This window comes from Pannonibacter phragmitetus (genome assembly GCF_050510895.1).
Classification (GTDB): Bacteria; Pseudomonadota; Alphaproteobacteria; order Rhizobiales; family Stappiaceae; genus Pannonibacter; species Pannonibacter phragmitetus_B.
On the sequence record NZ_JBNINT010000001.1, the window covers coordinates 3715438 to 3731007 of the forward strand.

The following is a 15570-nucleotide window of genomic DNA, read 5'->3' on the forward strand; positions in this document are numbered from 1 at the left end:
GGGTCAGGCACCTTGGGTTCTCAACATCGTCAGAGCGGCCTCATCAAGGCCAAGCTTCTGCAACGGGGCAGGCGGCGTCAGGCGCCGGTCCAGAGAAATGAAATGTGTGGCGTTTGCTGCGAGGGCCACTGCCAGATGAAGCCTGTCCGGCAGACGGACCTTTGCGGAAAGACGTGTCGCCAGATCAGCTGCGACAAACATATGGTCACGGAGCACAGGCACCAGAGCAACGCAGCCACTATCTATCAGAAGCGTTTCGTAGGTGGAGCGGATCAAGTTCCGGTCTTCAGCATTCAACTCTGCTGAACGGAAGGATAGAACCTCGGCAAGCGTCAGCTCGCTCGTGACGGCACTCAGTTTTCTACTGGCTACCATACGCAGGATTTGCCGGGCGCATTCTGCGGCCGGATCGTCAGCCAATCCCTCGATCGCGCTGATGAACACCATGGTATCGAGGTAAAGCAGCATCAGCTCTGCCGCCCCCACCCTTCACGCTCGGCATCAAGGGCCTCCTGAAGAGCCTTGGAAGACAGCCGAACCCCGGCAGGAACCTGAGCAAAAAGCCCCTCCAGACTATGTTCAGCCCGCCGCTCATCCAGTCCAGGCCCTTCCACCGTCACCTGCACGCGCGTGCCGGCAGGAAGGCCTGCACGCAGATCTTCGGGAAGTTTTTCAACCGGGTACCCGGTCTTAACGATCCTGTTCATGGCTGCGCTCCTTTGGCGCAAGTCTATCACACAAAACTCTTGCGCGGATCGAAGGCGTCGCGCACCGCCTCGCCGATGAAGATCAGCAGGCTGAGCATCAGCGAGATGACGAAGAAGCCGGTGATGGCGATCCAGGGGGCCTGAAGGTTGTTCTTGCCCTGCGCCAGCATTTCCCCCAGCGAGGCGGAACCGGGCGGCAGGCCGAAGCCCAGGAAGTCCAGCGCCGTCAGCGTCGAGATCGAGCCATTGAGGATGAAGGGCATAAAGGTCAGCGTTGCCACCATGGCGTTGGGCAGGAGGTGCCGCCACATGATCGTGCGGTTGGACACACCAAGCGCACGGGCGGCAGCGATATATTCAAAATTCCGCCCGCGCAGGAACTCCGCCCGCACGACGCCGACAAGCGACACCCATGAGAAGGCGAGCAGGATGAAGAACAGGGTCCAGAAGCCAGGTATCAGCACGGAGGAGATGATCAGGATGAGGTAGAGCGTCGGAATGGCGCTCCAGATCTCGATGAAGCGCTGGAACAGAAGATCCACCCAACCGCCGTAGAAGCCCTGTACCGCACCGGCGCCGATGCCTATGCCCGAGGAGGCGATGGTGAGCACGAGGCCAAAGATCACCGAGATGCGGAAACCGTAGACGAGGCGGGCGAGGATGTCGCGGCCCTGATCGTCCGTGCCGAGCCAGTTCCAGTTGCCCATTGTGCAGCCGGGATCTTCCGCTCCCAGCGGATAACGGGCACAGCGCTGCTCCTTGTCCATCATCCAGGAGGGCGGCGCCGGGGCCGGGACCGGAATGTCGCGGTTGACCGTCCGGTAGGAATAACGCACCGGCGGCCAGATCATCCAGCCGTTGGCGTTGATCTCGTCCTGAATGAAGGGATCGCGGTAATCGGTGACAGCGAGAAAGCCGCCGAATTTTTCTTCCGGATAATCGACCAGAACCGGGGATAGCAGCTCGCCCTTGTAGGAGACGAGCACCGGCTTGTCATTGACAAGCACCTCGGCACAGAGCGACAGGCCAAAGAGCACGAGGAAGATCCAGAGCGACCAGTAGCCACGCCGGTTCGCCCGGAAATTGGCGAGCCTGCGGCGGTTGATCGGCGAAAGGGAGAAGCGGCCGCGCGGGGCCGGCGCTGCCTCGGGAGACGCGGATGCCGTGCTGGTGCTGTCCATGGCTCAGACCTCCCGGCTTTCAAAGTCGATCCGTGGATCGATCCAGGTGTAGGTGAGATCGGAAAGGAGGTTCACCAGAAGCCCCATGAGCGAGAAAATGTAGAGCGTCGCAAAGACCACCGCATAGTCCCGGTTGATGACGGATTCAAAGCCGAGCAACCCCAGACCGTCGAGGGAGAAGATGGTTTCGATCAGCAGGGAACCGGCGAAGAAGGACGAGATGAAGGCGCCGGGGAAGCCTGCGACGACGATCAGCATCGCGTTGCGGAACACATGGCCATAAAGCACCTGGCGCTCGGTCAGGCCCTTGGAACGGGCCGTAATGACATATTGCTTGCGGATCTCGTCGAGAAACGAGTTCTTGGTAAGCAAGGTCGTCGTGGCAAAGGCAGAGAGCACCATGGCCGCCAGCGGCAGGGTCATGTGCCAGAAGTAATCCGCGATCTTGCCGAAGAGGGACAACTGCTCCCAATTGTCGGAGGTGAGACCGCGCAGCGGGAACCAGTCATAGAAGGACCCGCCGGCAAACAGCACGATCAGCAGCACGGCAAAGAGGAAGCTCGGGATCGCATAGGCGACGATGATCACCCCTGAGGTCCAGATGTCGAAGCGCGTGCCGTCCTTCACCGCCTTGCGGATGCCAAGCGGAATGGAAATCGTGTAGGAAATCAGCGTCATCCATAAGCCGAGCGACATGGAAACCGGCAGTTTTTCCTTGATCAGGTCGATGATGCGGATGTCGCGGAAATAGCTCTCGCCGAAATCGAAGCGGGCATAATTCCACAGCATGGTGAGGAACCGCTCCAGCGGCGGCTTGTCGAAGCCGAATTGTGCCTCAAGCTGCTTGATGAAATCCGGATCGAGCCCCTGCGCCCCACGGTATTTGGAGCTGATGCTGTCGCCGGCCGTTGCCTGGGTCTGGCCGCCTGCGCCGCTGAAATCTCCGCCGCCGCCGCTGATGCGCGACGTGGCCGAGACATCGGTGCCGGAAAGCTGGGCAATGACCCGCTCCACCGGCCCGCCGGGGGCAAACTGGATGATGACGAAGTTGATCGCCATGATGCCGACCAGCGTCGGGATCATGAGGAGCAAGCGGCGGAGGATATAGGCGCCCATGTGTCTGGTCTTGTGCCCTTGTGCCGGGATGGATGAAAAGCGTCAGTGCCTCTCAGCCGCCCATGCCAATCTTCTGTGCCTTTTCGGTGTCAAACCACCAGGTCGATTCCACCGGGAAATCATAGAACGGCGGCTCCTCCGGATAACCGAACACATCCCAGATTGCCACCGTGTGAAAAGGCTTGAACCACTGCGGCACCCAGTAATGCGACGCCCGCAGCACACGGTCGAGGGCCCGGGCAGCTGTGTTCATCTCCTCGCGGGAAGTTGCTCCGATAGCCTTTTCAAGCAAGGCATCGATCACCGGGCTGCTGATGCCGGCCATGTTGTAGCTGCCCTTGGTGGCCGCAGACTTGCTGCCCCAGAAATCGCGGGCAGAATCACCCAGCGTTGGCGAAAGGGCAAAGCGGCGGCCGGTCAATTCGAAATCGAAGTCATTCAGCCTTGACTGATACTGGGCTGGATCCACCAGCCGCGAAGTCGCCGCAATGCCAAGGCGGCGCAGATTGGTGATATAGGGCTGTACCACGCGATCAAAGGCGGGCGAATTGTCGAGGAACTCGATGGTGAAGGGCTTGCCGTCAGTGCCAAGCAGCGTCCCGCCATCCCGCTTCAGCCCAGCCTCAGCCAGAAGGCCGGCGGCGCGGCGCAGCAGATTGCGATCATTGCCCGAGCCATCGGACACCGGAGCCACATAGACATCACCAAAGACAGATTCAGGCAGATCCGCCCGGAAAGGCTCGAGCAGCGCCAGTTCCTCCGGCGAAGGCTTGCCTTCGGCCATCATCGTTGAATTCTGGAAGAAGGACTGGCTGCGCGTGTAAGAGCCGTAAAAGAGGTTCTGGTTCGACCATTCAAAATCGAAGGCAAGGCCGATGGCCTCGCGCACCCGCGGGTCGGAGAATTTCGGCAGGCGGGTGTTGAAGAACCAGCCCTGAGCCCCGCTCGGGCGGTTGTCCGGAAATTCCTTCTTCAGCACCCGGCCATCGTTGACGGCAGGGAAATTGTACTCGGTTGCCCATGTCTTGGAGGTGAATTCCTCCTGAAAGGTCATCACGCCCTTCTTGAAGGCCTCGAAAGCCACCTGGCGCTCGCGGAAGAACTCCAGCCGGATCACATCGAAATTGCCCTGCCCCACATTGACGGGCAGATCCTTGGCCCACCAGTCCTTCACCCGCTCATATTCGATGAAGCGGCCAACCTCATATTTGCCCACCTTGTAGGGGCCTGAGGACAGCGGCGGCGTCAGCGTCGATTGGGTGAAGTCATAGGCTGTGTAATAGCGCTTGGAGAAGACCGGCAGTCCCGCGACCGTCAACGGCAGCTGGCGGCTCTGCCTGCCGGAGAAGATCACTTCCACCCGCGATTCATCCAGCGCATTTGCGATGGTGAATTCCTGCAGCATCTGGCTGATCAGCGGGTGCCCCTTCTCCTTCAGCAGATTGAAGGAGAAGGCCACGTCCTCCGCCGTCAGGCGCGAGCCATCATGAAAGACGGCTTCCGGCCGCAGGTGGAAGACATAGCGGTTGCCCTTGTCGAGGATTTCGACGCCTGAGGCCAGCATGCCGTACATGGCATCCGGCTCGTCCAGAGCCCGCGCCATCAGCGTGTCGAAGCACATTTCCATGCGCGGCGGCGCATCGCCCTTCAGGATGAAGGTATTGAAGGTGTTGAAGGTCTGCGGGTTCTGATTGAACCCCCAGCTGGGCGGCGTGAAGACGATCCGCCCGCCCTTCGGGGCAGCCCGGTTCACATAATCGAAGGCCGTGAAGCCGGGTTCATATTTCAGGTCGCCGAAGACCGACAATCCGTGACGCAGATCTGGCCTTGCCGCCGCTTCCGCAGCTGCTGTGGCCGCAGCATCAGCTGCCGCAGGACTGACCCCTTGCGCCAGGGCTGAAGCGCCCCAGGGCAGGACACCGAGCGCGGAAGCCGAAGCGCCCAGCTTGAGGATGGAACGGCGGGAAAGGGTGTCAGAGCGGCTCATTGCGCGCCTCCCGTCTTGGCTGCCAGGCTGGTGTCATACCACCAGATCGTTGGGAAACCGTAGGTGAACTCGGGCATTTTCTCCGGATGGCCGAAGCGGTTCCAGCGGGCCGTCCGGTCCACATCAGCGTAGAATTGCGGGATCACGTAGTGGTTCCAGAGCAGCACCCGGTCCAGCGCCCGTGTGGCGGCCACAAGCTCATCGCGGTCCTTGGCGAAAATGACCCTGTCGATCAGCTTGTCCACGGCCGGGTTCCGGATGCCGGCGTAATTCTGCGAATTCTCGCGGTCCGCCGAGTCCGAGCCCCACATGTTGCGCTGTTCGTTGCCCGGCGACAGGGATTGCGCCCAGACCAGGGTGGTCATCTCGAAGTCGCGGCTGTTCACCCGGTTGATGTACTGGGGCATATCAACAACCCGCAAGGTCATCGTTATGCCGATGTCCCGGAGGTTCTGCTGATAGGGCAAAAGCGTGCGCTCCGCGCCCTGATCAAAATAGAGCATCTCGAAGGAGAGCGGATTGCCCTGCTCATCCACCATCTTGCCGCCCTTGAGGGTATAGCCCGCCTCGCGCAGCAGCTTCACTGCCTCGCGCAGGTTGGCGCGCACCTTTTCCGGCGAGCCGCCAACAGGATTCGTGTAAGGCTCGGTGAAGACCTCCGGCGGAACCTCATCGCGGACAGTTTCCAGAATTTCCAGTTCCCTGCCCTCGGGCAGACCCTTGGCTTCCAGCACATCGGTACCGGCGAAATAGGAGTTGATCCGCTTGTTGAGCCCGCCGGAAATGATGGTGTTGCCGGTTTCGAAATCAAAGGCATAGTTCAGTGCCATCCGCACGCGCGGGTCCTGGAACTTCTTCAGCCGCAGGTTCGGCACGAAGGCCTGCATCCGGCCCGACCCGTGATCGACAAATTCTTCCTTCACCACACGGCCATCGCGCACGGCGGGGAAGTCATAGTTCTTCAGCCAGGCGCTGGCGCTGTTCTCCACGTGGAAGTCATACTGACCGCCCTTGAACCCCTCGAAGGCAACCGTGCGGTCGAGGAAGGAAATGTAGCGGACTTCGTCGAAGTTGTTGGTGCCCACCCGGATCGGCAGGTCTTCCCCCAGTAGTCCTTGACGCGCTCATAGACGACTTCGCGGTTGGCGACAAAGCTCTTCATCCGGTAAGGGCCAGAGGCGAGCGGAGGCTCAAGCGTGGTGCGGGAAATGTCGCGTTTGTTGCCCTTGGCGTCCGTGCCCTCCCACCAGTGCTTCGGCAGCACGAGGACCTGACCAACCGTATGCGGCAATTCCCGGTTGCCGGTGGTGGCGAAGCTGAAGCGCACGATACCGCCGGGCAACTCCTCAACCTTGCTCACGTCCTTGTAGTAAAACTTCTGCTGCGGGCTGAGCTCGGTCGCCTTTTCAAAGGACCAGATCACATCCTGCGGCGTGATGGGCGTGCCGTCCTGCCAGCGGGCCTTGGGATTGAGCCGGTACTCGACCCAGGAGTAATCGTCCGGATAGCGCATGGCCTCGGCAATGACGCCATACATCGAGCTGATATCAACCTCGTCCAGCGAGGATTCCATCAGGCTTTCGTAGATGAGGCCAAGGCCGGTCGCGAGATTGCCGCGCGGGGCAAGCACGTTGAAATTGTCGAAGCCGCCAATGGAAGACAACTTGACCGTACCGCCCTTGGGGGCATCCGGGTTCACGTAGTTGAAGTGGGGGCATCGGCCCCGTAGCGCGGCTCACCGGTGAGCGCCGTGGCATGGCGCCATTGCGGCTCCTCTGCTGCCCTTGCCTGCCCCCGGTCATTTGCCAGCAAGCCAGGGTCATGACTGCCGCTGTCATCAATGCACGGAAGGAAGCCTTGCGGGCTAGCATCATCAACTGTTCTCCTGTCCAGCGGTCCGCCTGCCAGCCAGGCCATGGAGAATTCAGCCCGCCGCAAGCTCAAATCAGCCGCAACCGCCGCTATAGTAAAAGGCGATGTGCCGTGCCGTCACCGGATAAAACGGGAGATGACAGAAATTTAACCAGAGGTCACAGCCAGAAGCACAAACAAAAACCGCGCCCTGGGAGGCGCGGTTCCTGATTTTCCAATGCCGTACAGCTTACTGCGGCAGCGGAGCCGGGTTGTCTGACAGGCTGTTCAGATACACCAGCATCGCAGCGCGCTCTTCCGGCTTCTTCAGTCCAGCAAAGCCCATGGCCGTCCCCGGCATGTGTGCCTTCGGGTTCTCGATGAAGGCATCCAGCTCTTCGATGGTCCAGGCTGGATGGGTTTCGCCATAAGCCTTCATGGCTGCCGAATAGCCAAAACCTTCATGTGCGCCCGGCGCACGGCCGACTACGCCCCAGAGATCGGGGCCGACCTTGTTCGGGCCGCCCTTTTCAAAGCTGTGGCAGGCAGCGCACTTCTTCGAGGCCTTCTCTCCATCGGCCACGGAAGCAGCAGCCAGCAGCTGCGGCAGCGGAACAGCTTCGGCGGCAGCGGGCGCAGCCTCGCCGGAAGCGGCCTCAGCCACTTCGATTTCATACCCAGGCTTTTCCGGCACCTCGGTCTCAAAAATCACATCAGAGGCGATACCCACGCCCATCGTCAGAAGAAGCACCATCAAAACCGCACCTGCGGCCTTGTTCAGCTCGAAGGAATCCATAAGGGTCTGGCTCCAGATTAACGCGTCCATGGCCCGCCCCCAGAAGCGAGGCCATAATCTGCTCCATGAATTTGGGCTGGAAACTACAAATTTTTTGACGCCGCTGTCCATAGGTATAAAAGTCCCGGCACAAGGAAATTGGGCCTTCTACGCATTATGCCGCAGAACTTGAGGCCCGGCAGCACCCGGAGCAAGGCGTGACATCGGCACTTGTTATTATTCCCTCGCGTCTGGCAGCGACTCGTTTGCCGGAAAAACCCCTTGCAGACATAGCTGGCAAACCCATGATCGTGCGGGTTCTGGAGCAGGCTCTGGCCGTCGATATCGGCCCGGTTGCCGTTGCCTGCGATGACCAGCGCATCTTCGAGGCCGTCAGCGACCACGGCGGCCACGCCGTCATGACCAGTGCAGATCACCAGTCCGGCTCGGACCGCATTCAGGAAGCAGCGAATATCCTTGATCCGGAGCGCAAGTTCGATGTGGTGCTGAACCTGCAGGGCGATGTGCCGCTGATTGCGCCGGAAGCTGCCCGCGCGGCCTTCCTGCCGCTGGCCGATCCGTCGGTTGATATCGGCACCATCATGACCGAAATCCGCACCGAAGAGGGCCGCACCAACCCGGCCTTTGTAAAGGCCGTGGTGACACCGGTGGAAGGCGAGCGCTACCGCGCCCTCTATTTCACCCGGGCAACGGCTCCCACCGGCCCCGGTCCGCTCTACCAGCACATTGGCGTCTATGCCTACCGGCGCAGCGCACTCGACCGGTTTGTCTCGCTGCCGCCATCCGGCCTGGAGCTGCGGGAAAAGCTGGAGCAGCTGCGCGCTCTGGAAGATGGCATGCGAATCGATGTGTGCCTCACGCCGACTGTCCCCATCGACGTGAACACGCCCGAGGACCTCGATCACGTGCGCAAGCTGTTCGAGGGGCGCTAAGCCCTCTTCCGGCCTTGCCCTTCGGGCACTTCCTCTTTAATCGCAGAGAGCCTCAAACAGCAGAAAGCGGACGTCCATGTCTGACCGCAAGAAAATCGTATTCCAGGGCGAGACCGGTGCCAATTCGCACATGGCCTGCCACAGCGTTTATCCGGATTACCAGGCCATTCCTTGCGCGACGTTTGAGGACTGCTTTACCGCCATGGAATCGGGTGAGGCCGATTTCGGCATGATCCCGGTGGAGAATTCCATCGCGGGCCGTGTGGCCGATATCCATTACCTGCTGCCGCGCTCCAGCCTGCACATCATCGGCGAGTATTTCATGCCGATCCGCTTCCAGCTGATGGCGCTGAAGGGCGCAACGCTGGACGGGCTGAAAAGCGTGCAGAGCCACGTCATGGCTCTGGGCCAGTGCCGCAACATCATCCGCGAGCTTGGCCTCAAAGCCATCGTTGGCGCGGACACTGCCGGCTCTGCCCGCCAGATCGCCGAAAGCGGCGACATGACGGCCTCAGCGCTCGCCCCGGAAATGGCGGCGGATGTCTATGGCCTCGATATCCTGAAGCGCAATGTGGAAGACGCGGAGCACAACACGACGCGCTTCCTCATTCTCTCGCGCAGTCCGGCACGTGCCGCCAACAACGGCCAGCCGGTCATCACCACCTTCATCTTCCGCGTCCGAAACGTGCCGGCTGCGCTCTACAAGGCACTCGGCGGCTTTGCCACGAATGGCGTGAACATGACCAAGCTGGAATCCTACCAGCTGGAAGGCCAGTTCTTCGCCTCGATGTTCTATGCCGATGTCGAGGGCCATCCGGATGATCCGTCCGTGGCACTGGCGCTTGAGGAGCTCGCCTTCTATTGCGCCGAACTGAAGATCCTCGGCGTCTACCGGGCCAGCCCCTTCCGAGAGAAGATCCGCGAGCCTGAGGCCAACCGGGCCCTTCGTCCGACCCCAACCGTCTGATCTCCAATCCTTGCGGCCGCGCACCGTCTGCGCGGCCCGGCAACTGTGGACTGCTCTATGACCAAACCGGCCTTTGATGCCCTGTGCATCGGCAATGCCATCTGTGACGTCTTCGCCCATGTGGAAGAGGATTTCCTCGTGCGGGAGAACCTTGTGAAGGGCTCCATGCGCCTCATCGACACGGCAGAAGCACTGCGCCTTTATGAGCGTATGGGCCAAACCGTGCTGATCTCGGGCGGCAGCGCGGGCAACACGGCGGCAGGCATTGCGTCGCTGGGCGGCAAGCCGGCCTATCTTGGCAAGGTGGCCAACGATGTTCTGGGCGCCAGCTACGCCCACGACATGAAGGGCACAGGCGTGCATTTCGAAACAGCCCCGCTGGTGGACAGCGTGCCGACCGCCCGGTCCATGATCCTGATCACACCGGATGGCGAGCGCACCATGAACACCTACCTGGGCGCCTGCGTCGAACTGACCCCGGCAGATGTTGATCCGGCGGTCGTCGGAGCCTCCGCCGTCACCTACATGGAAGGCTATCTGTGGGATCCCCCTGCCGCCAAGGAGGCCTTCCTGCAGGCGGCCCGGATCGCCCATGAAAATGGCCGGATGGTCGCCCTTTCCCTGTCCGATTCCTTCTGCGTTGACCGCTTCCGCAGCGAGTTTCTGGGACTGCTGCGCGATGGCGTGGTGGATCTGATGTTTGCCAACGAGCACGAGCTGAAGGCGCTCTACCAGACTGCCGACATCGACACGGCCATCCGCGCTGCAGCCGGGAGCTGCAAGCTGACGGCCCTGACCCGCGGTGAGGATGGCGCCATGGCCATCACCCGCGAGGAAACCGTGCATGTGCGCGCCAACGAGGTAAGCGAGGTCCTGGACCTGACCGGCGCAGGCGATCTCTTCGCCTCCGGCTTCCTCTATGGCCTTGCCCATGATCTCGATCTGGCAACCTCCGCCAGCCTTGGCTGCCTGTGCGCCTCTGAGGTCATCGCCCATGTCGGCGCCCGCCCGCAGAAGAACCTCAAGTCTCTTGCCACGGACAACGGCTTCACGCTTTGAGGCCGATCGCCACCTGAAAACGCAAACACCCGGTGCCATGGCACCGGGTGTTTTCTTTGGGTGATACTGCGAGGCTTCAGAGCTTCAGCAGGCGCCTTGCGTTTTCCTTGAGGATCAGCGGGCGCACGTCGTCGCGGATGTCGATCTGCTCGAAATCGGCAAGCCAGCGGTCCGGCGTGATGGCCGGCCAGTCGGAGCCGAACAGCATCTTGTGCTTCAAGAGGCTGTTTGCATATTTCACCAGGATCGGCGGGAAATATTTCGGCGACCAGCCGGACATGTCGATGTAGACGTTCGGCTTGTGGGTCGCCACAGACAGGGCCTCTTCCTGCCAGGGGAAGGAAGGGTGCGCCAGCACGATAGGCATGTCAGGAAGTCCACCGCCACATCGTCGAGATACATCGGGTTGGAATACTTCAGCCGCATTCCCATGCCGCCAGGCATGCCCGCACCGACACCCGTCTGGCCGGTGTGGAACAGGGCAATCGCCCCTCCTCGGCAATGGCCTCATAAAGCACATAGGCCGACCGGTCGTTGGGGTAGAAGCCCTGCATGGTGGGGTGGAACTTGAAGCCCCGCACCCCGAACTCACGCACCAGACGGCGCGCCTCGCGGGCACCGGCCTTGCCCTTGGCCGGATCGATGGAAGCAAAGGGGATGAGGATGTCACTGTTCTCGGCAGCGATCCGGGCGACTTCCTCATTGTCATAACGGCGGAAGCCGGTTTCGCGCTCCGCATCGACAGGGAAGATCACTGCGCCAATCTTGCGCTCGCGAAAATAATCCGCCGTCTCCTGCACAGTGGGCAGATGATTGTGCGACACCGGATTGCGGAAGTACTTGGCCATGCCGGCCTGAAACTCGTCATAGCCGTCATCGCGGGGGCCGCAGCAGGGCTCTTCCGCGTGGGTGTGAAAATCGATGGCAATAAGATCGTCGATATTCATTCAGGCCTCCCTTCAATCCCGGTGAACTTGCGCAACAGATGTACCAGCTGGTCCCGCTCCTCTGCGGCCAGATTGGCACCAATTCGTTCCTCGTGGCGGAAGAACCAGCGGCTCGTCCGCTCCACCAGATCCTCACCTTCCGCCGTCAGTGTCAGCTCCACCGCACGGCGGTCCTCGTCCGGAACCCGGCGGGAGACAAGCCCCTGATCCTCGAAGGCGCGGATGAGCTTGGTCATATGCGCCCGCTTGATCATCAGCCGGTTGCCCAGCGCGCTCTGGCGAATGCCCGGATTGCAGGAGATAACCCAAAGCACGGAAAACTCACCGGGCTTCATCATCAGTTCAGCGCCATCGGCAAAGAACTGCTCGTAGACCTTGAGCTGAGCCATGCGCAGCAGGAAGCCGACGGCTCCGTCCAGTTTGCCGATCTCGACCTCGCCCTGCTTCGGGCAGATCACGTCCGCATCCATGGCCATGATGACATCTCCTTCAGGCGCCAGGAGCCTTCAGCCGCGCGGCGCGCTTCTCAAGGAAGGCGCGCAGGCGCTCTTCGGCTTCCGGGCTCGTAGCCGTGAAGGATGCAATAAAGGATTCGACGAAAAGTCCATCCTCCTTTGCCATGTCCTGAATGCGCGGCAGGGCATTGATGACGGCATAGTTGGACAGTTCCGCATTGCTGGCAGCGGCCTCTGCCAGTTCCATGGCCTTGGCCAGCGCCTCGCCCTCACCCACCACATACTGGGCAAGGTTCCAGGCTTCGGCACTGGAGGCAGGCACCACGCGGCCGGTCAGCATCATGTCGGTCATGCGGGCAACGCCCGTCAGCCGCGCCACACGCACGGAACCGCCGCCGCCAACGAAGATGCCGCGCTGGCCTTCCGGCAAGGCGAAAAAGTGGTCGCATCTGCAACGCGGATATGGGTGGAGGCGGCAAGCTCAAGGCCGCCGCCAACGACAGCCCCGTGCAGGGCCGAGATCCAGGGAATGGTGCCATGCTCGATGCCGCCAAACACCGCATGCCAGCGGCGGGAGTTGCGCACGCCTTCAATGGGCGAACGCTCCACATGCTCGGCCAGATCCAGCCCGGCACAGAAGTGATTGCCATAACCGAAGAGCACTGCGGCCTTGGCTTCGCGCTCGGCCCTGGCAACGGCGACAGCCAGCGCCTCGACCACCCGGTCACTGATGGCATTGCGCTTTTCGGCCCGGTTGAGGCCGACGAGGGCAACCTTGCCCTTCAGTTCATAGGTGACGATGTCCCCGGTGACGGTGCTGTCCATGGCGTTACTCCCGCTGCCCATCTTCGTGTGCCTGATTTTGATTGTTTACAGATGGATTGTTTCCTTGTAAACAAATTTCCGGAGGGGCCAGCCGGCCTGAAAATCTGTTCACGTGATTGACGTCTGGGAGGAGTCATGACCGCAGGAGCTATGGTCCGGAAGGAATTCTGGACGCCGGAACTCGCATGGGAAACCCGGGCCGATGGCTCGACCGTCATCTGGCGCGAGGACGCGCTGGGCTCCTATGCCAGCAAGATCAACGAACGGCTTGTTCATTGGGCGCAAGCAGCCCCCGGCCGCACCTGGATGGCGGCACGTGAAGGGGATGGCTGGAAGCGCATTTCCTATGCTGATGCCCTCAGCCATGTGCGCAGCCTTGCGCAGGCCTTTCTGGACCACAACCTGTCCGTCGACCGTCCCGTTGCCATTCTGGCGGAAAACTCGCTCGAACATGCCCTGATGGCGCTCAGCGCCCAGCATGTGGGCATTCCTTCCGCTGCCATCTCCGCCAATTATGTCACGCTGGCCACCGACTTCGGCAAACTGACCGAAATCGCGCAGCAGATCACGCCAGGCCTTGCCTTCGTGGAAGACGGCACGCGCTTCCGGCCTGCCGTCGATGCGGCCTTTGGGGAGGATTGTGTTCTGGTCGCGGCGCGCAATCTGCCTGCGGACCGGCCCAACAGCATCCTCTTTGAAGACCTTCTGAAGACAAAGGCGACAGCTGCGGTTGATGCCGCATTTGATGCGGTGGGACCGGATACGGTGGCAAAGTTCCTCTTCACCTCCGGCACCACCGGATCGCCCAAGGCCGTGATCCAGACCCAGCGGATGCTGTGCTCCAATCAGGAAATGGTCCGTGACTGCTACCAGTTCCTGAAGGATGAGCCGCCCGTTATCGTTGACTGGGCACCGTGGAACCACGTGGCCGCGGGCAGCAAGATCTTCAACATGGTGATCTACAACGGCGGCACCTTCTACATCGACAACGGCCGCCCGTCGCCCCAGCACATCGGCGAGACGATCCGCAATCTCAAGGACATCTCCCCGACCTGGTACTTCAACGTGCCGGCCGGTTACGAGATGCTGGTGCATGCCTTCGAGGCCGATCCGGAGCTGGCACAGAACTTCTTCAAGAACCTGAAGCTGATGATGTATGCGGGCGCCGGGATGGCGCAGCACACATGGGACTCCTTGCGCGAAATCTCGCAAGGAATTCTCGGCCACAGCGTGCTGCTGAGCACGGGCCTGGGCGCCACGGAGACAAGCCCCTTCTCGCTCTTCTGCACCACGCAGGAGGAGAAAGCGGGCAATGTCGGCATCCCGGCGCAGGGCATCACCATGAAGCTGGTGCCGGTGGAAGATAAATACGAACTGCGGCTCAAGGGCCCGAACGTGACCCCTGGCTACTGGCGCAATCCGGAGCTGACGGCAGCCGCCTTTGACGAAGAAGGTTTCTACCGCATTGGTGACGCGCTGAAATTCGCCGTGCCGGGCGATCCCACCCGTGGCTTCTTCTTCGATGGCCGCATTGCCGAGAACTTCAAGCTGCAGACAGGCACCTGGGTAGCCGTCGGCCCCTTGCGGGCACAACTGGTCGATCAGTTCTCCGGCTTAATCCGCGATGTGGTGATCACCGGCGAGAACGAGGCGGAACTCGGCGCTCTGGTGCTGCTCGCCATGCCGGCCGCACGCAAGCTGATCGAGGGCGGCGAAGCCCTTGACGAGGCTGCAGTGAAGGCCCACCCGGCAGTGCACGCGGCACTCGCCGCCCGGCTCTACCGGCACCAGAAGCAGGCGACAGGCTCGGCCAGCCGTGTGATGCGCCTTGCGGTTCTGATGGACCCGCCGCGCCTCGACAAGGGCGAAATCACCGAGAAGGGCTCGCTAAACCAGCGCGCCCTGCGCAGCCACCGGCATGAGCAGATTTCAGCGCTTTATGCAGGCGGCGCGGATGTCATTCTGGCAAGGGAAGAGGCCGCAGCATGAGGATTTCAGGTTCCAGCGCACTCGTCACCGGTGGCGGCTCGGGTCTGGGCGAGGCCACCGCCCGCCTGCTGGCGGCGGAAGGCGCCATCGTGCATGTGTTTGACCGTGATGCGGCAGGTGCTGAGCGCGTGGCCGCAGAGATTGGCGGTGTCGCCATCGCTGGCGACGTGACCAGCGAAGCGGATGCCAGCGCCGCACTCGATACGGCGACCGCTGCCGGAAGCGGCCTGCGCATTCTCGTCAATTGCGCCGGGATTGGTACCGCCGCCCGGCTTCTGGGCCGTGACGGGCCGATGCCGCTGGATGCTTTCGAGCGGGTGATCCGCGTCAATCTGGTCGGCACCTTCAACATGATGCGCCTTGCGGCTGCCCGCATCGCCGAGACAACGGAACTTGAGGGGCTGGGCCGGGGCGTCATCGTCAACACCGCTTCGGTGGCCGCTTTCGAGGGCCAGATCGGTCAGATCGCCTATTCGGCCTCCAAGGGCGGCATTGTCTCCATGGCCCTGCCTGCAGCGCGTGAACTGGCCCGTTTCGGCATCCGCGTCAACACCATCGCACCGGGCCTGTTCCGCACCCCGCTTCTGGCGGGTCTGCCGCAGGAAGCGCAGGATAGCCTTGCCGCTGCCATCCCCGGCCCAGCCCGCCTGGGCACACCGGAGGAATTTGCCGATACGGTGCGCTATCTCGTGGCCAATCCTTACGTCAATGGCGAGGTTATCCGGCTGGACGGTGCCCTTCGCATGCAGCCGCGCTGA

14 protein-coding genes and 3 pseudogenes are annotated in these 15570 nt (G+C 61.7%); 5 read left to right on the plus strand and 12 right to left on the minus strand.

All coding sequences use genetic code 11. The annotated features are described in order from the left end of the window. Window positions 1–3: 3 nt before the first annotated feature. The 9 genes from ACQB61_RS17830 to ACQB61_RS17870 form a co-directional block, all read right to left on the minus strand. Window positions 4–468, minus strand: a complete 465-nt coding sequence (locus ACQB61_RS17830; protein WP_430513710.1) for a type II toxin-antitoxin system VapC family toxin — start codon at window positions 466–468, stop codon at window positions 4–6. Further along, window positions 468–707, minus strand: coding sequence for a hypothetical protein (locus ACQB61_RS17835; protein ID WP_430513711.1), 240 nt, complete (start codon window positions 705–707; stop codon window positions 468–470). The genes ACQB61_RS17830 and ACQB61_RS17835 overlap by 1 nt, the downstream gene beginning before the upstream one ends. A gap of 26 nt (window positions 708–733) precedes the next feature. After that, on the minus strand, window positions 734–1888 hold the full coding sequence (locus tag ACQB61_RS17840) for an ABC transporter permease (protein WP_430513712.1): 1155 nt from the start codon (window positions 1886–1888) through the stop codon (window positions 734–736). A gap of 3 nt (window positions 1889–1891) precedes the next feature. After that, window positions 1892–3004 (minus strand): microcin C ABC transporter permease YejB, encoded by a 1113-nt coding sequence (locus ACQB61_RS17845; protein ID WP_430513713.1) that lies wholly within the window; start codon window positions 3002–3004, stop codon window positions 1892–1894. 52 nt (window positions 3005–3056) lie between these two features. Continuing rightward, entirely contained in the window at window positions 3057–4991 is a 1935-nt protein-coding gene (locus ACQB61_RS17850) for an extracellular solute-binding protein (RefSeq protein ID WP_430513714.1), read from the minus strand. After that, window positions 4988–6043 carry an extracellular solute-binding protein gene (locus ACQB61_RS17855; RefSeq protein WP_430514406.1) on the minus strand — a complete coding sequence of 352 codons (1056 nt, stop codon included), beginning with the start codon at window positions 6041–6043 and terminating at the stop codon, window positions 4988–4990. Before ACQB61_RS17855 ends, ACQB61_RS17850 begins: the two co-directional genes overlap by 4 nt. After that, window positions 5953–6690 carry an ABC transporter substrate-binding protein gene (locus ACQB61_RS17860; RefSeq protein ID WP_430513715.1) on the minus strand — a complete coding sequence of 246 codons (738 nt, stop codon included), beginning with the start codon at window positions 6688–6690 and terminating at the stop codon, window positions 5953–5955. The genes ACQB61_RS17855 and ACQB61_RS17860 overlap by 91 nt, the downstream gene beginning before the upstream one ends. Next, complete coding sequence (locus tag ACQB61_RS17865) at window positions 6687–6908, minus strand: hypothetical protein (protein ID WP_430513716.1); 222 nt, start codon at window positions 6906–6908, stop codon at window positions 6687–6689. The genes ACQB61_RS17860 and ACQB61_RS17865 overlap by 4 nt, the downstream gene beginning before the upstream one ends. Window positions 6909–7092: 184 nt before the next feature. Beyond that, a complete protein-coding gene (locus ACQB61_RS17870) occupies window positions 7093–7638 on the minus strand; it encodes a c-type cytochrome (protein WP_430514407.1) in 546 nt (181 codons plus the stop codon). A gap of 197 nt (window positions 7639–7835) precedes the next feature. On the opposite strand from ACQB61_RS17870, the gene ACQB61_RS17875 reads away from it, so the two are divergent. The 3 genes from ACQB61_RS17875 to ACQB61_RS17885 all read left to right on the plus strand — a co-directional run bounded on the left by ACQB61_RS17875 (window position 7836) and on the right by ACQB61_RS17885 (window position 10596). Next, window positions 7836–8570 carry a 3-deoxy-manno-octulosonate cytidylyltransferase gene (locus tag ACQB61_RS17875; protein ID WP_430513717.1) on the plus strand — a complete coding sequence of 245 codons (735 nt, stop codon included), beginning with the start codon at window positions 7836–7838 and terminating at the stop codon, window positions 8568–8570. Window positions 8571–8646: 76 nt separating this feature from the next. Continuing rightward, window positions 8647–9537 carry a prephenate dehydratase gene (locus ACQB61_RS17880; RefSeq protein ID WP_430513718.1) on the plus strand — a complete coding sequence of 297 codons (891 nt, stop codon included), beginning with the start codon at window positions 8647–8649 and terminating at the stop codon, window positions 9535–9537. 57 nt (window positions 9538–9594) lie between these two features. Then, on the plus strand, window positions 9595–10596 hold the full coding sequence (locus ACQB61_RS17885; protein ID WP_430513719.1) for an adenosine kinase: 1002 nt from the start codon (window positions 9595–9597) through the stop codon (window positions 10594–10596). Window positions 10597–10672: 76 nt separating this feature from the next. Here the strand turns inward: ACQB61_RS17885 and ACQB61_RS17890 are convergent. The 3 pseudogenes from ACQB61_RS17890 to ACQB61_RS17900 all read right to left on the minus strand — a co-directional run bounded on the left by ACQB61_RS17890 (window position 10673) and on the right by ACQB61_RS17900 (window position 12823). Next, window positions 10673–11543, minus strand: a pseudogene (locus ACQB61_RS17890) (amidohydrolase family protein). Continuing rightward, window positions 11540–11818, minus strand: a pseudogene (locus ACQB61_RS17895) (MarR family winged helix-turn-helix transcriptional regulator); the annotation flags it as partial. The pseudogenes ACQB61_RS17890 and ACQB61_RS17895, both read right to left, overlap by 4 nt. 214 nt (window positions 11819–12032) lie before the next feature. Beyond that, window positions 12033–12823: pseudogene (locus tag ACQB61_RS17900) on the minus strand (crotonase/enoyl-CoA hydratase family protein). Window positions 12824–12958: 135 nt separating this feature from the next. On the opposite strand from ACQB61_RS17900, the gene ACQB61_RS17905 reads away from it, so the two are divergent. Continuing rightward, on the plus strand, window positions 12959–14812 hold the full coding sequence (locus ACQB61_RS17905) for a feruloyl-CoA synthase (protein ID WP_430513720.1): 1854 nt from the start codon (window positions 12959–12961) through the stop codon (window positions 14810–14812). Continuing rightward, window positions 14809–15570 (plus strand): SDR family NAD(P)-dependent oxidoreductase, encoded by a 762-nt coding sequence (locus ACQB61_RS17910; protein WP_430513721.1) that lies wholly within the window; start codon window positions 14809–14811, stop codon window positions 15568–15570. The genes ACQB61_RS17905 and ACQB61_RS17910 overlap by 4 nt, the downstream gene beginning before the upstream one ends.

Coding starts and splice junctions, on each gene's coding strand:
- ACQB61_RS17835 (WP_430513711.1), bottom strand. CDS start 707: ATGAACAGGATCGTTAAGACCGGGTACCCGGTTGAAAAACTTCCCGAA.
- ACQB61_RS17870 (WP_430514407.1), bottom strand. CDS start 7,638: ATGGATTCCTTCGAGCTGAACAAGGCCGCAGGTGCGGTTTTGATGGTG.
- ACQB61_RS17845 (WP_430513713.1), bottom strand. CDS start 3,004: ATGGGCGCCTATATCCTCCGCCGCTTGCTCCTCATGATCCCGACGCTG.
- ACQB61_RS17865 (WP_430513716.1), bottom strand. CDS start 6,908: ATGGCCTGGCTGGCAGGCGGACCGCTGGACAGGAGAACAGTTGATGAT.
- ACQB61_RS17885 (WP_430513719.1), top strand. CDS start 9,595: ATGACCAAACCGGCCTTTGATGCCCTGTGCATCGGCAATGCCATCTGT.
- ACQB61_RS17905 (WP_430513720.1), top strand. CDS start 12,959: ATGACCGCAGGAGCTATGGTCCGGAAGGAATTCTGGACGCCGGAACTC.
- ACQB61_RS17850 (WP_430513714.1), bottom strand. CDS start 4,991: ATGAGCCGCTCTGACACCCTTTCCCGCCGTTCCATCCTCAAGCTGGGC.
- ACQB61_RS17880 (WP_430513718.1), top strand. CDS start 8,647: ATGTCTGACCGCAAGAAAATCGTATTCCAGGGCGAGACCGGTGCCAAT.
- ACQB61_RS17910 (WP_430513721.1), top strand. CDS start 14,809: ATGAGGATTTCAGGTTCCAGCGCACTCGTCACCGGTGGCGGCTCGGGT.
- ACQB61_RS17840 (WP_430513712.1), bottom strand. CDS start 1,888: ATGGACAGCACCAGCACGGCATCCGCGTCTCCCGAGGCAGCGCCGGCC.
- ACQB61_RS17830 (WP_430513710.1), bottom strand. CDS start 468: ATGCTGCTTTACCTCGATACCATGGTGTTCATCAGCGCGATCGAGGGA.